16 protein-coding genes are annotated in these 17,679 nt (G+C 62.0%); 5 read left to right on the top strand and 11 right to left on the bottom strand.

The features are described from left to right. Positions 1-66 precede the first annotated feature (66 nt). From ACILSQ_RS07785 to ACILSQ_RS07755, 7 genes are all read right to left on the bottom strand, one after another. On the bottom strand, positions 67-2,271 hold the full coding sequence (locus ACILSQ_RS07785; protein WP_395743034.1) for a copper-transporting P-type ATPase: 2,205 nt from the start codon (positions 2,269-2,271) through the stop codon (positions 67-69). 485 nt (positions 2,272-2,756) lie between these two features. Further along, the gene (locus ACILSQ_RS07780) at positions 2,757-5,864 is read right to left on the bottom strand and encodes a DUF1553 domain-containing protein (protein ID WP_395743033.1); all 3,108 of its coding nucleotides are present in this window, start codon (positions 5,862-5,864) and stop codon (positions 2,757-2,759) included. Positions 5,865-6,226: 362 nt separating this feature from the next. Beyond that, a complete protein-coding gene (locus tag ACILSQ_RS07775) occupies positions 6,227-6,760 on the bottom strand; it encodes a hypothetical protein (RefSeq protein WP_395743032.1) in 534 nt (177 codons plus the stop codon). A gap of 12 nt (positions 6,761-6,772) precedes the next feature. Beyond that, positions 6,773-7,102, bottom strand: a complete 330-nt coding sequence (locus ACILSQ_RS07770) for a hypothetical protein (protein ID WP_395743031.1) — start codon at positions 7,100-7,102, stop codon at positions 6,773-6,775. A 370-nt stretch (positions 7,103-7,472) separates the two neighbouring features. Continuing rightward, the gene (panC, locus tag ACILSQ_RS07765; RefSeq protein WP_395743030.1) at positions 7,473-8,321 is read right to left on the bottom strand and encodes a pantoate--beta-alanine ligase; all 849 of its coding nucleotides are present in this window, start codon (positions 8,319-8,321) and stop codon (positions 7,473-7,475) included. Then, positions 8,318-9,163 (bottom strand): ABC transporter permease, encoded by an 846-nt coding sequence (locus ACILSQ_RS07760; RefSeq protein WP_395743029.1) that lies wholly within the window; start codon positions 9,161-9,163, stop codon positions 8,318-8,320. Before ACILSQ_RS07760 ends, panC begins: the two co-directional genes overlap by 4 nt. Next, positions 9,160-10,053: an ABC transporter ATP-binding protein gene (locus tag ACILSQ_RS07755; protein WP_395743028.1), complete on the bottom strand. Its 894-nt coding sequence runs from the start codon at positions 10,051-10,053 to the stop codon at positions 9,160-9,162. Before ACILSQ_RS07755 ends, ACILSQ_RS07760 begins: the two co-directional genes overlap by 4 nt. A gap of 221 nt (positions 10,054-10,274) precedes the next feature. Between ACILSQ_RS07755 and ACILSQ_RS07750 the strand changes: the two genes are divergently transcribed. From ACILSQ_RS07750 to ACILSQ_RS07740, 3 genes are all read left to right on the top strand, one after another. Next, on the top strand, positions 10,275-10,997 hold the full coding sequence (locus tag ACILSQ_RS07750) for a sensor histidine kinase (protein WP_395743027.1): 723 nt from the start codon (positions 10,275-10,277) through the stop codon (positions 10,995-10,997). Between the two features lie 112 nt (positions 10,998-11,109). Continuing rightward, on the top strand, positions 11,110-11,877 hold the full coding sequence (locus tag ACILSQ_RS07745; RefSeq protein WP_395743026.1) for a hypothetical protein: 768 nt from the start codon (positions 11,110-11,112) through the stop codon (positions 11,875-11,877). Between the two features lie 72 nt (positions 11,878-11,949). After that, complete coding sequence (locus ACILSQ_RS07740; protein WP_395743025.1) at positions 11,950-12,681, top strand: hypothetical protein; 732 nt, start codon at positions 11,950-11,952, stop codon at positions 12,679-12,681. Positions 12,682-12,876: 195 nt separating this feature from the next. Here the strand turns inward: ACILSQ_RS07740 and rpmB are convergent, their stop codons facing one another. The 4 genes from rpmB to ACILSQ_RS07720 all read right to left on the bottom strand — a co-directional run bounded on the left by rpmB (position 12,877) and on the right by ACILSQ_RS07720 (position 16,906). After that, complete coding sequence (gene rpmB, locus ACILSQ_RS07735; protein ID WP_395743024.1) at positions 12,877-13,140, bottom strand: 50S ribosomal protein L28; 264 nt, start codon at positions 13,138-13,140, stop codon at positions 12,877-12,879. A gap of 84 nt (positions 13,141-13,224) precedes the next feature. Then, positions 13,225-14,469, bottom strand: coding sequence for a hypothetical protein (locus ACILSQ_RS07730; RefSeq protein WP_395743023.1), 1,245 nt, complete (start codon positions 14,467-14,469; stop codon positions 13,225-13,227). A 525-nt stretch (positions 14,470-14,994) separates the two neighbouring features. Next, entirely contained in the window at positions 14,995-16,047 is a 1,053-nt protein-coding gene (locus ACILSQ_RS07725) for an agmatine/peptidylarginine deiminase (protein WP_395743022.1), read from the bottom strand. Continuing rightward, complete coding sequence (locus ACILSQ_RS07720) at positions 16,040-16,906, bottom strand: carbon-nitrogen hydrolase (protein WP_395743021.1); 867 nt, start codon at positions 16,904-16,906, stop codon at positions 16,040-16,042. Before ACILSQ_RS07720 ends, ACILSQ_RS07725 begins: the two co-directional genes overlap by 8 nt. 108 nt (positions 16,907-17,014) lie before the next feature. Between ACILSQ_RS07720 and ACILSQ_RS07715 the strand changes: the two genes are divergently transcribed. Continuing rightward, a complete protein-coding gene (locus tag ACILSQ_RS07715; protein ID WP_395743020.1) occupies positions 17,015-17,227 on the top strand; it encodes an antitoxin AF2212-like protein in 213 nt (70 codons plus the stop codon). Then, positions 17,190-17,525 carry a type II toxin-antitoxin system PemK/MazF family toxin gene (locus ACILSQ_RS07710; protein ID WP_395743019.1) on the top strand — a complete coding sequence of 112 codons (336 nt, stop codon included), beginning with the start codon at positions 17,190-17,192 and terminating at the stop codon, positions 17,523-17,525. The genes ACILSQ_RS07715 and ACILSQ_RS07710 overlap by 38 nt, the downstream gene beginning before the upstream one ends. Positions 17,526-17,679: the final 154 nt, after the last annotated feature.

Below are 17,679 nucleotides of genomic sequence, written 5' to 3'. Positions count from 1 at the left end.
AATGTTTCAGAGAACGGGAGCACGGGCAAGCCTTGTGATGCCAGCGGGGCATAAATGTGAGACATGTCACTGGAACCGCCGCAGGCGCAGACTGTTCAAAATCACGGAGACGCTGCTGAGAGACATGGCCACGCTGGCGATCATGGGATTAAGCAGCCAGCCGGTGAAGGGATAAAGGATGCCGGCGGCCACGGGAATGCCCAGGCCATTGTAAACAAAGGCGAACATGAGATTCTGACGGATGACCTTCAAGGTGGCGTGGCTGAGGGCGAAGGCCTGGTGGAGGGCGCGGAGGTCCCCCTTCACCAGCGTGACGGGGGCGCTCTGAATGGCGACGTCCGTGCCGGTGCCCATGGCGATGCCGACATCCGCGGCGGCGAGAGCGGGGGCGTCATTGATGCCGTCTCCGGCGAAGGCGACGTGGCGGTCTTTGCCCCGGGCCTGATAGACGTGGAGGAGCTTTTCCTTGGGGGAGACTTCGGCGGCGACTTCGTCGATGCTGAGGTCTTTGGCGACGCGCTGGGCGGTGGCGAGGGCGTCTCCGGTGATCATCTGGAGCTTTAAGCCGAGAGCGTGAAGGGCGGTGATGGCGGAGGGGGCGGAGTCTTTGATCTTGTCCTTGATGGCGATGAGGCCGAGGGGCTTTTCATTGAGCACGACGACGACGACGGTGCAGCCTTCCGCCTGCATTTTCATGGAGTGGGAATGGCACTCCGCGCTGATGAAGACGCCGTTCTTTTTCAAGAAGGACTCCTGGCCGACGAAGACTTCGTTTTCACCCACGTTCCCGAGCACGCCGCCGCCGGTGACGGCCTGGAAATCCGTGACGGTGGCCAGCGGGATGTTGCGCTCCCTGGCGGCGGTGACGATGGCGGTGGCGATGGGGTGCTCGCTCATGGCCTCGACGGCGGCGGCGCAGGCGAGGAGATCGCGGGCGGAAAGGCCGGGCAGCGGGAAGACTTCGGCGACGGAAGGTTTGCCTTCGGTGAGCGTGCCGGTTTTGTCGAGCATGAGGATGTCGATGTCGTGGAGGCGCTCCAGGGTCCCGGCGTCTTTGATGAGAACGCCGAGCTGGGCGCCGCGGCCGAGGCCGACGGTGACGGCCATGGGGGTGGCGAGACCGAGGGCGCAGGGGCAGGCGATGATGAGGACGGCCACCGCATTGACCACGGCGAAGGCAAAGGAGGGCTGGGGACCAAAGCGCCACCAGAGGAGGAAGGTGAGCAGCGCGACACCGACGACGGCAGGCACAAACCAGGCCGAGACGCGGTCCGCGAGACGCTGAACGGGCGCGCGGCTGGCCTGCGCGGCGGCGGTCAGCTCCACGATCTGGCTGAGCATGGTGTTTGCGCCGACGCGCTCCGCACGCATGAGGAAGGTGCCGGCGCCATTGACGGTGCCGCCGGTGACTGAAGCATTTGCTTCTTTCTTTTGCGGCATGGACTCGCCGGTGAGCATGGACTCATCGACGGTGGAACTGCCTTCGGTGACGGTGCCATCGACGGGGATGCGCGCGCCGGGTTTGAGGCGGAGGACATCGCCAATCTGGATGTCGTCCACGGGCGTTTCGATTTCCTCGCCATCGCGCACGAGCAGTGCGGTCTTGGGCGCGAGATTCATCAAGGCGCGAATGGCGGAGCCGGTGGCCGTGCGGGCGCGGAGCTCAAGGAGCTGGCCGAGGAGGACGAGGACGGTGATGACGGCGGCGCTTTCGAAATACAGCACCATGCCTGCATGGCCGGCCTGGTGGGGCAGCCAGTGCGGTGCCGCCAGGGCGACGGTGCTGCAAGCCCAGGCGGCGAGCACGCCGAGGCCGATGAGGGTGAACATGTTGAAGCGCAGGGTGCGCAGCGAACTGGCAAAGCGCATCATCAACGGCCAGCCGACCCAGAAGACCACGGGCGTGGCCCAGACGAACTGCATCCAGCCGGAGGCGTCGTGAGGGATGTCGCGAATGACGGGGAGATCCATGCCCATGGAGAGCAGGAGCACGGGGACGGTCATGGCGGCGCTCCAGCGCACGCGCCACCAGAGGTCGCGCACTTCGTCCTCGCCGCCGTCGCCGCAGCATTCGGGCTCATTGCGGTGGGCGAGCGGGTTTTTTTCCAAGGCCATGCCGCACTGGGGGCAGGGCCCGGGCTTGTCGGAGCGGACGCCTTCGCACATGGGGCAGATGTAGGGCGCAGGCGGCAGCGTCTCCTTCACAGGGGCCGGCGGCTTCTTCTCATCCGAAGAGCAGTGCGGGCAGGATGTGGGTGCATTGGGAGACATTGCGGTGGGAAAATAGCCGCACAAACAACGCCATCACCAGACTATTCTTGGCGAAAGGTGATTTGGCTTTGGCTTTGGGTTTATGCGTGAAGAGCGGAGGAGGACACCAGGGGGCTGCAGAAGGACGAAAAGGACCGAAGGGACGGAAATGGCGCGCCTCTGTGGAAAAGGATGGGGCGGATGTGCTGACGGGTATCCTCCAAGTCATCCAATGCCGTTGAGCAGGGCATTAGGGACGCATCACCTGGGGCTTGGGGGAGGCGCGGAATTGAGTGAGATTGCGGAGCGACGCACAGAGACTGTGCGAACCACTTTGCTGGCGCACCTGCGGAGTTCTGTGGCGTTTTTGAGCCGGTGGTTTGGGCCGCTTGCAGATCAGGGGCGCAAAAACGGTTCCAGAACCGGAACCGGCTGAAGCTGGGACTACAAGACGGCGCTGGGTCACTCGATGCCTTCAGACCTTGAGAGGGGCATTGGGCCCGGCATCAGCCTTTGGTGATGCATTCGTCGAGGTTGAGAATGGCGCTGGCGACGGCGTACCAGGCGGCGAATTCGGCGGGGGGGAGGTTTTTGGGGAGGTCCACGCCGGTGCTGAGTTCTTTGGTGGCCTTGGCATCTGCTTTGGCGGATTCGAACTGGGTTTCCCAGAGGGTTTTGAGGACGTGGAGTTCCTGCGGCTGGGGTGCGCGGGCGAGGGCGAGGCGGAAGGCGTGCTGGAGGCGGGAGTCGAGATCGGTGCTGGGGGATTCGCTCACGATGCGTTTGGCGAAGGCCTGGGTGGCGCCCACATACACGGGGTCATTGAGCAGGGTGAGGGCCTGCAGGGGGGTGTTGCTGCGGGAGCGGCGGACGACGCAGGCCATGCGGGCGCTGGCGTCGAAATTCATGAAGCTGGGGTAGGGCGAGCCGCGCTTCAGCACGACGTAGAGACCGCGGCGGTACTGCTCGGCACCGGGGCTGACGGCGTAGTTGTACTGCTGGCCGCCGACTTTCTGCCAGAGGCCGTCGGGCTGCGGCGGACGGATGGGGGCGCCGCCTTGTTTGAGATTGAGAAGGCCGGCGATGGCGAGAGCGTTGTCGCGGATGGTTTCGGCGTCGAGGCGGAAACGAGGGCTGTGCCAGTAGAGCGAATTGGAGGGATCTAGGGAGAAGGCAGGATTTATGATTTTTGATTTATGATTTATGATTTCCTGAGCCGGAGGCGTTGCCTGAGACGGAGACGGGGGTTGTTTGGCCAAATCATCAATCGTAAATCGCAAATTATAAATGGTGCTGCTCTGCTGGTAGGTGGCGCTCATGACGATCTTCTTGATCATGTGCTTCATGTTCCAGTGGGAGTCGGCGAATTCGGTGGCGAGCCAGTCGAGGAGTTCGGGATGGGTGGGTGGGGCGCCTTTGATGCCGAAGTCTTCGAGGGTGGTGACGATCCCCTGCCCCATGAGCTCGGCCCACCAGCGATTGACGGTGACGCGGGCGACGAGGGGGTTGTCACGAGAAACGAGCCATTTGGCGAGGGTGATGCGGTTGGGCGGACCGGCGGGCTGGGTGTTGAAGATGGCGGGGACAGCGGAGGTGACGGGATCGGCGGGATCTGTGTACACACCGCGTTTGAAAATGGTGCTCATGCGCGGCTGGGGGAGCTCGCGCATGATTTCGGTGGTGGGCGCGGCGGCGGCGGTGATTTGTTTTTGCAGGGCGACCTTCTGCTTTTCGAGCCTGGCGAGCGCGGGGTCTTTGGAGAGGGGCGCGGGGGCGGCCTTGCCTTTGCGATTCTTTTTAGCGACCACGGGAGCGGCCTCGGGTTCTTCGATTTCGGGGAGGCAGGCGGCGACGCTGCCTGTGATGCTGGAGATGCGCAGGCAGCCGATGACGAGGGAGGCGCCGTAATTCTGCGCCATGTGGATGCTGAGCTTGCTGCCGGCGGGAACAGCGACGGGCTGTTTGAGTTCAAAGGCGGCCCAGTGGGGCTCATGGAAACGCTGGCCGATGGCCCAGGCGGATTTGCCGGTCTTGGCGATGAGGCTGGTGACTTCGTAACCTTTCTGCGAGTAGTCGGCGTAGGCGGTCTTGAAGGTCAGCGGCTGGGTTTTGCCGTCGGGCGTGGTGAGGGTGCAGTCGAAGGAGTGAAGGACGAAGTTGGGGCGATTGACACCGCCGCGGCCGGGGCCATCGCCGGGGATGGAGGCGTGGGTGAGGGTTTCGAGCATGAGGCCGCTGAGCTCTCCGGCGGCGAGTTCGGTCTCGAAGGTGTAGGTGTCTTTTTCGGGTGCGGGGCCGGTGAGGAGGACGCTGCCATCGGGCTGGAGCTCGGACTCGGCATCGCTCTCGGTGATGAAGGCGGTGGGCTTGAGAGGTTTGACGGCGGATGATGGGGAGGGGGTTTTGCCGGAAGATTTGCCGGTGCCGGCGACCTGCTTTTGATAAGCGGCGATCTGGGCGTCCAGGGTCTTCATCTGTGCGGCGAGCTGGGCGCGCTGGGCATCGCCGCCGGGGTCGCTGATTTTAAAGGGGGAGCCTTTGAACTGGATGGAGCCGGGGGTGGTGGGATTGGTGCGCTCGGCTTCCTTCTCGGTGTTGTTGTAGTAGGAGAGGAGGGAGTAGTAGTCGCGCTGGGTGATGGGGTCGTATTTGTGATTGTGACACTGGGCGCATTCGAGCGTGGTGCCGAGCCAGACGGCGCCGGTGGTGTTGACGCGGTCGATGACTTGATTGATGCGGCTTTCCTCGGGCTCGGTGCCGGCTTCGACGTTGGTGGGAGTGCAGCGGTGGAAGCCGGTGGCGATGATCTGCTCTGGCGTGGCGTTGGGGAGGAGATCGCCGGCGATCTGCTCGAGGGTGAACTGATCGAAGGGCATGTTGGCATTGAGGGCGTTCACGACCCAGTCGCGCCAGGCCCAGACTTCGCGGAGGTCATCGCGCTGGAAGCCGTGGGAGTCGGCGTAGCGGGCGAGATCGAGCCAGGGACGGGCCCAGCGGACGCCGAACTGGGGTGAAGCGAGGAGGCGATCCACCAGATGCTCGATGCTAGATTCTGGATGCTGGATGTAGGCTTTCGAGAACGCTTCGACCTCAGAGGGAGTGGGGGGGAGGCCGGTGAGGTCGAGGCTGAGGCGGCGGATGAGAGTTTCGGGGGAAGCGGAGGGGGATGGGGTGAGGTTATTGGCTTCGAGTTTGGCGAGGATGAAGCGGTCGATTTCGTTTTTGGGCCAGGCCTGGTTTTTGACGGCGGGGAGGGCGGGGCGAACGGGAGGGATGTAGCTCCAGTGCTTGAGGGTTTCGAGCTTGTCGGGCCACTGAGCGCCGGCGGTGATCCAGGCGCGGAGGTGGTCGATCTCGGCGGGGGTGAGGCGGTCGCCGCGCTTGGGCATGGCGTCTTTGTCTTCTTTGGGAAGGGCGACGCGGCGGAGGAGATCGGGGCCGATTTTGAGGTGCTGGGGGGACGCGGTGTCGAGGCGGAGATCGGCTTTGTGTTTTTCAGGGCCGTGGCATTCGAAGCAGGCGCGCTGGAGCACGGGATAGACGTCGCGGGAGAAGTCGGTGGGGGCGGCGTGAAGCGTGGCAGCGAGCAGCGTGATGGAGGCGAGGCGGAGCATGCGGATGGCTGTATGAACGGGGCGGAGGGCGTGGACTTTCGGGGAGGTGCGGGGGCGTGGGTCTTGAGCGAGGTTTGCGCGTGTGCGGCGCAGCGAGTTGTGATGGTTGAGTGAACGATCTCCAGACCGGCTGAAGCCGGTACTACAATACGGCGCTGGATAGGGCGGGAAGCATGAGGTAAAGCGGATTGTTCCAGAACGGGCTGAAGCCCGAACTACGTACGAAGAATGGAAATATGCCACAAGGCGAGCCAGAGGACATTCGATTTGCCGCAGAGGGGCGGAGAGGCAGAGGGAGCAGAGTCCGTGTCTCAAGGACAGTCAGATTTTTGCTTTAGGTCGTGTGCCACTCTTGCTTCGATTCAACTCAGAGAGTGCGGCTCTTTTTCGTAAGGTGACTCGAAGGATTCGAGAAAGAGCAACGGATCCTGCATGAATGAGCCGTCCGTCAGCACCGCTGAACCCAGGTAGCTGTAGTAGTCATATCCAAAGTGGATGTAGGATTCAAAAGCTCCGGAAAGCCTGCACCAAATCTCCTCTCGCATGACGGAACGTATGACTGAACCCAGGGACGCCGTCGAAACAAACAAGCCGTCGGATATGTCATGTTCCCGATCAATGGAGACCATGCCTGGAATTTGTGCGGCATCCATTTTGCGCCAGTCGGGCTCATTCATCTCCAGTGAGTCAATGACCATGCCGTCCAGATTGCATGCGGCACAAAAACTCATCATCGCTGCAACATAGGCTGACTCGATGCGCATATATTCCGCCGCAGTCAGAATGACCCCGTTGAAGGCACGTCCGATATCACTGACGCTGGTCCACTCATCCGACATGTAACAGCCGTTTTCATGACGGAACCGCGGATCGTACTTGGTGAGGCGAAAATTCATGCGCCGGACTTTTTATAAAAGGCGGCGGGCGTTGCGGAGGCCGTCGGCGGTGACGACGGCTTGATTGCGGGCGGCGACCATGAAGTCGAGGTAGTTGAGCCACTGCATGGGGCGGAGGGAGGCGAGGCCCATGCTGCGGCGGCTGTAGCCGTAGTCGGCGATCTCCCAGCCGTAGTCGGAGTGGCGGTTGCGGTAGTCAGCGCGGTGAATCCAGGCGCCGAACTCGTCTTTGCGCCAGACTTCGGGGTCGTTGCCAGGGATGACCTGGGCGAGACTCCAGACACGGCGGACGACTTCGAGATCGTAGCCTTCGGCGCTGTGGCTGGAGAGGAGTTCGGACATGGAGAACGGAGGCGCGGCAAACAAGAATGCCCGCCTTTACACCTCGGAGCAACTTAACTCAAGGGTACTGGAAGGTGGAACGTGGAGCAGCAGGGAAGGATGTTCGGGCCGTTTGTGGCGGAGGGGGGAGTGCTGTTTTTTGGCAAAGGAATGGTGGACAAAGGAATGGCCGGAAATGGAGAGCCACTCATTTGCGCCGGGCGTGTGCCGCCTGGCGAAGAAGAGAAATGAGAAAACCGCAGAGGATGGACGTACGCAGAGGTCTGGCTGGGAAAACATGACCATGCCGGAGCAGTCATTCTGGCGACGGGAACGCGGCAGAGATTTTGCTGAATGGGACTGAGGTGCATCTTATTCAGCGATTCGCTGCTTACTTCAGCTCGATGTTGTCGATGAGGCGGGTGGTGCCGAAGAAGACGGCGGCGGCGATGACGACGAGCTCGGTGGTGGCGGTGAGGGGCTGGAGGGTGGTGGCGTCCGCGGCGGCGACGTAGTCGATGCGGCCGAGGGGGGCTTTTTCCTGAATGGTGCGGGTGATGAGTTTTTCGAGGGCGGAGGGATCGCGCTCGCCGTTTTTCCAGGCGTCACGGGCGGCGACGAGGGCGGTGCGGATGGCGGGGGCCTGGGCGCGCTCTTCGGGGCTGAGGTAGCGGTTGCGGCTGCTCATGGCGAGGCCGTCGGCCTCGCGCACGGTCTCGACGCCGTGGAGAACGACATTGAAATCGAGATCGCGCACGAGGCGGCGGATGATGGCGAACTGCTGGTAGTCTTTTTTGCCGAAGACGGCGTCGTCGCACTGGACGAGATTGAAGAGCTTGGCGACGATGGTGCAGACGCCTTCGAAGTGGCCGGGGCGGCTGGCGCCGCAGAGGAGCTGGGAGAGGCTGGTCTCGTAGAGCACGATGCTGCGGTCCGGCGGGTAGAGCTCATCGGCCTTGGGGGCGAAGATCATGTCCGCGCCGTTGTCACGGCAGAGGGAGAGGTCCTCGATGAGGGTGCGGGGGTATTTGCTGAAATCTTCGCCGGGGCCGAACTGGAGGGGATTGACGAAGATGCTGACGGCGACGTTTCCATTCTGGCCGGCGATGTCGCGCGCGGCGCGGATGAGGGCGGCGTGGCCGTCATGCAAGGCCCCCATGGTGGGCACAAAGACGCAGCGCGTGCCTTTGTTGATGGTGCTCCAGGAGCGGAGCTGACGGATGTTGTTGATGACATTCATGATTTGAGGTCTCTGGATTCAAATACGGCGTAGCCCAGGGTGAAGAGTGTTATGTTTACGGCAAAGATGACGGCGTAGCCGCGCAGGACGAGGGGCCAGTCGATGGTTTCGGCGAGGATGCGCCCCCACGCGGCCATGTGCTTGGTGACGAGGAGATGCTGGTAGCTTTCCATGAAGCCGCTGGTGCGCATGATGAAGTCCACCAGGATGTAGGCGAGGGCGCCGATGGTGGCGGCGGCGGGCTTGATGCGGAAGCAGGAAAGAAAAAAGGCGATGCTGCTGATGGCGGTCATGCTGACGCCGAGATAGAGCGAGCTCAAGGCGTAGCGCTGAAGTCCGGGGCCCCAGTCATAGAATGCGACGACGGAGACCTCAGGCACGATGGCGAAATAGCCGCCGCCCCAGCCGCGCAGGATGAGACCGAGCACAAAGGAGCTCCAGGCAAAGAACTGCACGAGGAAAAATGCATAGCCGGAGCAGGTGAGGTATTTGAGCAGGAGGAGACGGAAGCGGCTGACGGGACGCGCGAGCAGCAGGCGCATGTGGCCGTCCTCTCCTTCCTTGGCGACGATGTCACCAGCGACGAGGGTGAGGAACAACGCACCGAGCAGGAAGATGGCAAAGCCCATGATGGTGCTGGCCACGGTGAGCGCGGAAAAGTAGTACTCGAAGCTTTCCCCCGAACCGACGATGGCCTTCCCAATGGGACCCAGGCCGTATTTTTTGATGAGCATGAGTAGGAGCAGCTCCAGGGCAATGAAGACACCGAAGCCGATGTAGGTGCGCCGGCGTGCGAAGAGCTTCAGGAGCTCGCCATACCACTGCTGGAAGAAGAGTGTCATGATCGGGAGGAGAGGCCCAGGTAGAATTCTTCGAGCGAGCGGCGGTGGGGCTGCCAGGAATGGACCTGCACGCGGCCGTTCACGAGAGCGGCGACGAGCTCATGCGGCTCCATGTTGAGCGGTACTTCGACGATGCCGTGCTTGTCCATGGCGGCGCCGCAGCGGTCGAGCATTTCGCGGGCCAGTCCGATGTCATTGGTTTCGAGCTGGTACATGCGGCGGGATTTTTCCTGCGAGGGGACGGGGCCTTCGAAGACTTTTCTGCCGTCCTTGATGATGACGCAGCGGTCGCACATCTGCTCGACTTCGCCGAGGAGGTGGGAGTTGAGCATGATGGTCATGCCGTGGTGTTTGCGCAGGTGGAGGATGAGCTCGCGAAACTCGCGTATGCCTTCGGGATCGAGGCCGTCGGTGGGTTCGTCGAGGAGGAGAATCTTGGGCTGGGGAAGCAGGGCCTGGGCGAGGGCGAGGCGCTGGCGCATGCCGTGGCTGTAGGTGGAGGTCTTCTGCTGGATGGCGCGGGAGAGATTGACCATCTGAACGACGCGCTTCACCTCCGCCTCATCCCACCAGCCGGAGAGAGAGCAGAGCACGCGGAGATTCTGCCAGCCGCTGAGGTAGTCGTAAAACATGGCGGCCTCATAGATGGCGCCGATCTGGCGGAGGGCCTCGCCGCGATGGGTCTGGACGCTGCGGCCGCCGATGCGGACTTCACCTTTGTCCGGGCGCACCATGCCGAGGGTGATGCCCATGATGGTGCTCTTGCCGGCGCCATTGTGGCCGAGGAGGCCGAGGATCTCCCCTTCCCTGACTTCAAAGCCGACGTCATCGAGCGCGAGGCGGCCGGTGGGCCAGCGCTTGGTGAGATGTCTGACTTCGAGAAGGGCCATGAAGCGCGATAGTGGCGAGGCGCCGCCGGGGATGCCAGTTTTTCCAGCAAATTCCGAAAGCTGATTTGTGGGAAGCGAGCGTGGCGACGCCCTGCGGCGGACTGAGGACAGCCCGCCCTGCCCTGAATCGCGTATCGCGCTGAAGAAGTCGCCAAATTCGCGTTTACACCGCCGCTGGCCGACTGCATTACTCCGTCCTGTCCACGCCCCCCTTTTCCGCCATGCAGTTTTATTTTCCCACGACCCTGAATCTCGGCCAAGAACACAGCGAAGGCTTCCACCAGGAGCTGCTGCGCGGACTGACGCACAAGCTGAACAACCTGCTGGCGGTGATCCAGGGCTTCAGCAGCCTGATCTTGATGACGGACGACCTGGACCCGGGGGTGAGCGAAAACATGCAGCACATCCGCGAGGCGTCCGTGGGCGTGACGAACCTGAGCGAGCGGATCCGCTCCGCCGGCGGCTGCGCGAAGATCACGCCGCAGTCGCTGGGGCTGAACGAGTACCTGCCCGTCATTGAAGGCGCGGTGATGGAGCCGTTTCAAAAGGAGGGCGTGCAACTGGAGGCGGATGTGCAGGCCGGGCTGCCGCCGATCCTGGTGGACCCGACGAAGTTCAAGGACATCCTGACCGAGCTGCTGAAAAACGCGGCGGAAGCCGCCGCCAAGGGTGGTGGCCGCTGCGCGCTGAAGATTTGCGGGCCGGGAACCATCACCCCCGCCGAGCAACGCCGGGTGGACATCCTGGTGAGCAACACAGGCTCGCAGATCCCGCCGGAGAAGATTCAGGAGGTTTTTCGTCCGTTCCATGGTTCCAAGAACAGCAATCATCTGGGCCTGGGGCTGACGATTGCGGCGATGCTGAGCCACCAGATGAACATCCAGCTGGGGGTGGCGTCTGAGAACAACACGACGACGTTCTGGCTGAGCTGCCCGATGGTGTGAGGCCTTGGGATGAATGTTTTTTGAGTTTTGACGTTTAATTTACGTGCAACGGGGGCCTGGCCTTCGTTGTCATAGAATTGGACATCATCATTCCTGTCTGGAGGTCATTTTCATGAAACGACTCGTTCTGTTCCTTGCCCTGCTGCTCAGCGTGGCGCCGGCGGGCGCCGCTCCGAAAAACTACGGCGTCATTGCCACCCGGGACGGCAAGATGTACTTCGACTGCCAGCTCTCGCATGTCTATCCGGACGGGGTGACCTTCACGCACCGGGAGGGGGTGACGAAGATTCCGTATGCGAACCTGCCTGAAAGCCTGCGGAGCGAGTTCCACTATGACGCCAAGGCGGAGGCGGCGTACCAGAAGGAACAGGCGGCGCTGCGCAAGGCGGAGCAGGAGCGGCAGAAGCAGAAGGAGATCGTGATGCAGGAACGGCTGATGGAGGCCAAGATGGCCGAGGCGAGCTACCTGGCGACTGCCAGCCGCCTGGCGGCAGCGGCCGCGGCTGCGCCAGCAGCGAATGCGCAGGCCACAACTCCGTCGTGGGTGGGCACACCCATTACAGGACCGGCGATGGGAGGCACGGCTTATACCAACAGCGGCTTCTCGCGGCTGGGGTATGGCTACTACGGCGGGTACTATCCGGGCTATTACTCCGGGATCGGCTACAGCTATCCCTATTACGGAGGCTACTCGTATGGCAGCTACCCGTACTACGGGGGCTACTCCTATGGCGGCTACCCGTACTACGGCGGGTACTACGGGGGCTATACTCCGACGGTGATCGGCAACTGGAATGTGGGGCATGGCATCCACATTGGAGTGGGGCTGGGTGGTGGTGGCGGCTTTGGAGGGTTTGGGGGACACCATCATCATCATTGAAAGATTGCTTCGGAGAGCCGAAGCAATAAAAGCTGGCATTGAGCGCGTTTTGGAGTCAAATCCACAAATATTATGAAAACGTTCTCACTTCTGATTGTCACGATTCAATTGGGACTTGCGGTTGCGGCGTCTGCCTTTGAGCCAACCACGATCGAAACGCTGCAAGGGAAAGTCTATGAGCGGTGCAAGATCATCAAACGGGACCCGGACGGGGTGTCGTTTTCCCACAGCCGCGGAACGGCGAAGGTGCTGTTTTCAGACCTCTCCGCGCCGATGCGCAATGCGCTGGGCTTTGATGCCGTGAAAGCGGAGGCGTATGAGAAGGAGCAGGTGGAGGCACGCAAGGCGGCGGAGCAGGCGCGGCGTGAGCGTGAGACGAAGCTGGCGGAGGCGGTGATCGCCGCGCAGGCACGCTATGCGGCACAGCAGCCGGTGGTGTATGTGCAGCAGCCCAATGGCGGCTACATGCGCAGCCTGGCACCGGTGCTGGGGCTGGGGCAGATCGGCACCGGGTACGGATTTGGGGGAGGCTTTCACCATGGGCATGGTTATTGGCGGACGGGCGGCTGGAGCCCGACGGTCAGCTCGATCGGCGCGGGCAGCGGGGGTGTGTATGTGCCGCAGGGACATGGGCTGAACTTCTATGGTTTCCCCGGGGTGAGCTGGAGCCCAACGCTGGGGTACACGAATCTGAACAACAACATGCCGGTGATCTTTGGGCCGCTGGGACAGTCGGGCACGAGCCCGGGCGTGGTGCCTGGGGTGGGGATTCCGGGGCATACGACGCTGCCGGCGCACCACTAGGCTAGGGAGTGGCGCGGGTGATCGGCGTTCCCCTCCTCTCTCCCTCAGGGAACGCGGGAATGAGGTGGAGGAGCTGGAGCTTGGCGGGAGCGCTGGGCTCATCTCGCGGAGCGAGATGAGTACTGTACGAAAAAGGCGGATCTGTGGCCAGATCCGCCTTGGGAAGGGATGAGTTGAAAAAGGAGGGCTGATCGATCAGATCAGGCCGGCTTTTTTCAGGGTGGCGTAGGCGCCGTTCTTGTCGAGGGTCTTGAGCGCGCGGGCGGTGAGCTTCACTTCGACGAACTTGTTGAGCTCAGGCACGAAGATGCGCTTGGTGCGGAGGTTCGGCAGGATGACGCGCTTCACACGCTTGGTGATGTGACGACCGATACCGCCTTCTTTCTTGGCTTTACCGCTGCGATGAATGTGGTGGCCGCGGGTGACGCCGACGCCGGTGATTTGACAGATGGTGGCCATGATGGGTTCTGGGGGAAAAATTGGGGCGCGACACTAGCCGAGGACTGGGAGGCGTCAACCAAAAGAAACTCTGCCTTTCCGGCTTTAGCGGGTGGGGCGGCCGACCATGAGGGAGGTGGTCTGGGGATTGATGAGATAGCCGATGCCGAAGTTCAGGGGCTTCACGGGGTAGCGGCCGGAGGAGTAGGCGGCGACGAGGTCCGGCTGCTGGCAGCCGGAGAAGATGCTGAGGGTGCCGCGGTAGTTGCCATAGAGCCAGAGATTCCAGCCGTAGCGGCCGAAATCACGGAAGGGAATGCCGGAGGGGTCCTGCACGATGGCGCTGCTGTGGCGGAGGAGGTAGTCGCGGATGTTGGAGAAGCCGCCTTCATGCATGAGGTAGGAGGCGCTTTTCAGGAAGGCGGGGACGCGGCCGAGACGGGAGACGAAGGTGAGGAAGGGCCCGCCGGCGCTGACGCCGCCATTGGAGAGGTCCTGGCGGAAGTAAAACACACGCTTGGAGGCGCCAAAGCCGCTGCGGCAGCGGATCATGAGGCCGGTGTTTCCCGAGGAGCCGGAGAGGGTGACATTTCCGGAGCCGTCGAGGCGCACGGTGTCCACGGACTCCACCGTGTGGCCGGTGCGGGCCATGAAGGCCATGAGGATGGGCAGCACACCGCGAAAGCGGGTGGCCTGCAGGCTGCTGCGCATCTCCGTGGTGATGAAGTAGCCGCTGTGCATGATGGTGTAGCAGGCGCGGTGCAGGCCGGTGAGGCCGGCGTCGATCTCAGACTGGGAGAGATCGCTGAGGCGTGGCAGGGGCTCGGCAGGCTCCAGGCCTGCGAGCACGTAGGTCTCCGCGGAGGGGAAGAGGGCGCTGGCGAATAGGAAGTCCGGCCCGCTGAAGGGGTAGAACATGGCATTGGCGTTCTTGAAGTCGCCCATTTCTGAACTGGCCCAGGACTGGAGGGGATTGCGGTAGGCGTTGACGTGAGTGGCCCAGAGGGTGTCCATGCGCTGCTTGTGCGCGACGACCGCAGCCGTCTGGCTGTGGGAGGAGTCCATGCCGGCAAACAAACGGGCGATGTCATTGATGGAGCCGGCGTGGCGCGGCACATTCATGGAGGCGGCACCATTGTAGAGGGGGCCATTGCCGGCGCTTTCAGCACGTTTGATGCTGGCGTTGCTCAGGGCATTCAGCACGCCGCTCCACTGACTGACCCTGCCGGCAGCGGCGTAGTTTTGCATGGCCTCGTCAGGCAAAGCACAGGCGGAAACCAGAAGCAGCGTCAGCAGAGCGCCGGTGCGGCGAATTGATTTGGAGACATCCTGATTTCGTAGAGCCATCATAGAGCTCCGAACGTACCAGACGCCCAGGAGGCTCCCAAGTAAGTGTTTGTAAATTCCGAGTGGTTTATTTACGAACGAATATGTTTATTATGGAAATTTTGAGCTTCTGTTACGGGGTGGTAGATAATCAATAAACCACTGAACCGCTTTCTTTATGCCGCGTCGTCGTGTGGAAGGTGTCTGTGAATGGCAACGCGACGTGACCTGCGGCGGCAGGACGGTGAGACGTCCGTTCTTCACTAAAGCTACGAAGGGCAGGCTGCTGGAGGGTGCGGCGCGCGAAGAAGGCCGCCGGTTTGCTTCCAGCTTCCAGAGTGGGCGCTGGCCATCCAGGGATGGCGCTCGCTTCGCGAGCTTATCCCTGGCTACCGGCTGTGATCCCATCCGGGATCATTGAAGCGCCACTAAGCGTCGCAAGTGCTGACGCCGAAACAGCGCGACCGGCTTTGCCGAGCCGAACCGCGACACGCCGAGGCGGGGAGCCGGATGCGATGAAGTATGAACCCGTTTCGATGGATCGTGGTGCTACTTCGGCTGATGCATGGCGATGCAATGGAACGCGCCACCTTCGGTGACGAGGTCCTTGGCCATCATGGAGATGATTTCACGGCCGGGGAAGCATTCGGAGATCTTGTCTTCAGCGGCGGCGTCCTTCTTCTTGTGACCGAAGAGGGGGACGAGCACGGCGTTGTTCATGATCAGGAAATTCGCGTAGCTGGCGGGCAGGCGGCTGAGGCGCCAGTCCTTCATTTCGATGGCCTGGGGCATTTCGATCTCGATGATCTCAAGCTTGCCGCCATCGGGCGCTTTGACGTCGTCGAGACGCTCGCGGATTTCCTTGAGGACCTTGTGGTTGGGGTCGGAGTCGCGGGGCTCGACCATGCAGATGACGGCGTCTTCACGGATGAAGCGCACGACGTCGTCGATGTGGCCGTCGGTGTCGTCGCCTTCGATGCCTTTCTTGAACCAGACGATGTCTTTGACGCCGAGCATGGCCTTGAGCTCTTTCTCGACTTCGGCCTTGTTGCCGGGCTTGCCGCCGTGGCGGTTGGGATTGAGGAGGACGGCCTCGGTGGTGAGGAGGGTGCCTTTGCCGTTGGTTTCGATGGCACCGCCTTCGAGGATCATCTTGGAGGTGAAGCGCTCCATCTTGAGGGCGGCGGCGGCTTTCTCAGGGATGGCGTTGTCGAGATCCCACGGCGGGAACTTGCCGCCCCAGGCGTTGTACTCCCAGTCGGTGATGGCGACTTTGCCGGTCTCGTTGTGCTTGATGAAGATGGGGCCGTGGTCGCGGCACCAGACGTCGTTGGTGTTATGCTCGTAGAGGTCCACCTGGGAGAGATCGCCTTCGTTGTCGGCGATGCTGAGGCGGATGTTCATGTGGCTGAGCATGGGCGCATTGATGCGGACGCGCTCGTAGCGGGAGATGACACTGGCGATCTCGCCAAACTTGTCCTGAAGCTTGTGGTAGGTTTTGGGGCAGCTTTCCTTGTTGGAGGGCCAGGAAAGCCAGATCGCCTCCTGCGGCTCGAATTCGGCGGGCAGACGGTAGTTTTGGGGATAGGAGGCTTTACTCATCGATGTAGCGTTTGGTCAGGGGAGCGTAGGTGTCAATGCGGCGATCACGGAAAAACGGCCAGATGCGGCGGAAATTTTCCACGGCAGACAGATCGCAGGGCACGATCAAAATCTCTTCATCGCTCACGGAGGCCTTTGCAACGATTTCTCCATAAGGATTTGCAACGAAGCTCTGGCCCCAGAATTCGCTCTGCTGCTCGGTGCCGACGCGGTTGACGGCGGCGAGGAAGCAGCCATTGGCGACGGCGTGGCCGCGCTGGACGGTCTCCCAGGCACAGTGCTGGGCGGCGCCGAGTTCTGCCTTCTCGCTAGGCAGCCAGCCGATGGCGGTGGGGTAGAAGAGGATCTCCGCGCCCATGAGGGCGGTCATGCGGGCGGCTTCCGGGTACCACTGGTCCCAGCAGATGAGGACGCCGATGCGGCCGAATTTGGTGTCCCAGACGCGGTAGCCGAGGTCGCCGGGAGTGAAGTAGAACTTCTCCTCGAAGCCGGGATCCTGGGGGATGTGCATCTTGCGGTATTTACCGAGCACGGTGCCGTCTGCATCGATGACGGCGGCGGTGTTGTGGTAGAGGCCGGGGCCGCGTTTTTCGAAGAGGGGGACGATGATGACGACGCCAAGCTCTTTGGCGAGGGGGGCGAGTTTGTCCGTGGTGGGACCGGGGACGGTCTCGGCGAGATTGAAGAGCTCGGTGTCCTGCGTGATGCAGAAATAAGGGGTGTTGAAGAGCTCCTGGAGGCAGACGATCTGCGCGCCACGAGACGCGGCCTCGCGGATGAGCCGTTCATGCTGCTGCACGCTTTCTTCCTTGCTTGAAAATGCCCGGCTTTGCACCAGGCCGAGAGTCACCTTTGCCATAAGATGTGAACGGTTCACCGCGCGGGGGGTGAATGCAAGGAAAGCTGTGGGGACAAAATGTGCGGCGGGGGTGGCTTGCATCTCTGCAGGCGGCTGTTACTTTCCGGCATGAGCACCGCTGTCGAAGCGATTTACGAAAACGGGCTGCTGCAGCTTCTGGCTCCGCTGCCGTTGCCGGAACACAGCCGCGTGCGTGTGGCCGTGGAACTCCTCGGCGACGACCCGGAGCGTTCCGAATGGCTCTCACAGTCGCAAAGTCAGCTAGAAAAGGTGTGGGACAACGATGCCGACGACGTTTTCAATGAACTGCTCGCGTCATGATGTCGTCCTTCTGCCGATTCCGTTCACGGATCTGAGCAGTCAGAAAGTCCGTCCGGCTGTTGTCATCGGAAGCGGATCATATCCAGGTGACCTTTTTGTGGTTCCGATTACCTCGCAGCTCGCGAATGCCGATTTCCCTCTGGCTGCGTGGCAGGCTGCCAGATTGAATGTTCCGTGCGGGATCAAATCACAGATTTGCACAATCGAAGACCGGCTAGTACGCAAAATTGTTGGCCGGTTGCATGCCGTCGATGTGGCAATGCTGCAAAAACACATGCGAAACTGGCTGGGACTCTGAACCGCCGCACAGCGCATCGGGTAGGAGGCGGGGTTGCCCCCGCCGTCCTCCCACACCACCGGACGTGCGGTTCCGCATCCGGCGGTTGAGATGAAGAGTTTATGTTCATGGTCGGACCTGACGTTGCCAACGTTGGATGGTTTCGAGCAGGAAC

Source organism: Prosthecobacter sp. (genome assembly GCF_044227185.1).
Classification (GTDB): Bacteria; Verrucomicrobiota; Verrucomicrobiia; order Verrucomicrobiales; family Verrucomicrobiaceae; genus Prosthecobacter.
The sequence above is the reverse complement of the archived record's forward strand: the minus strand, read 5'-3'. Positions and strand labels throughout refer to the sequence as shown.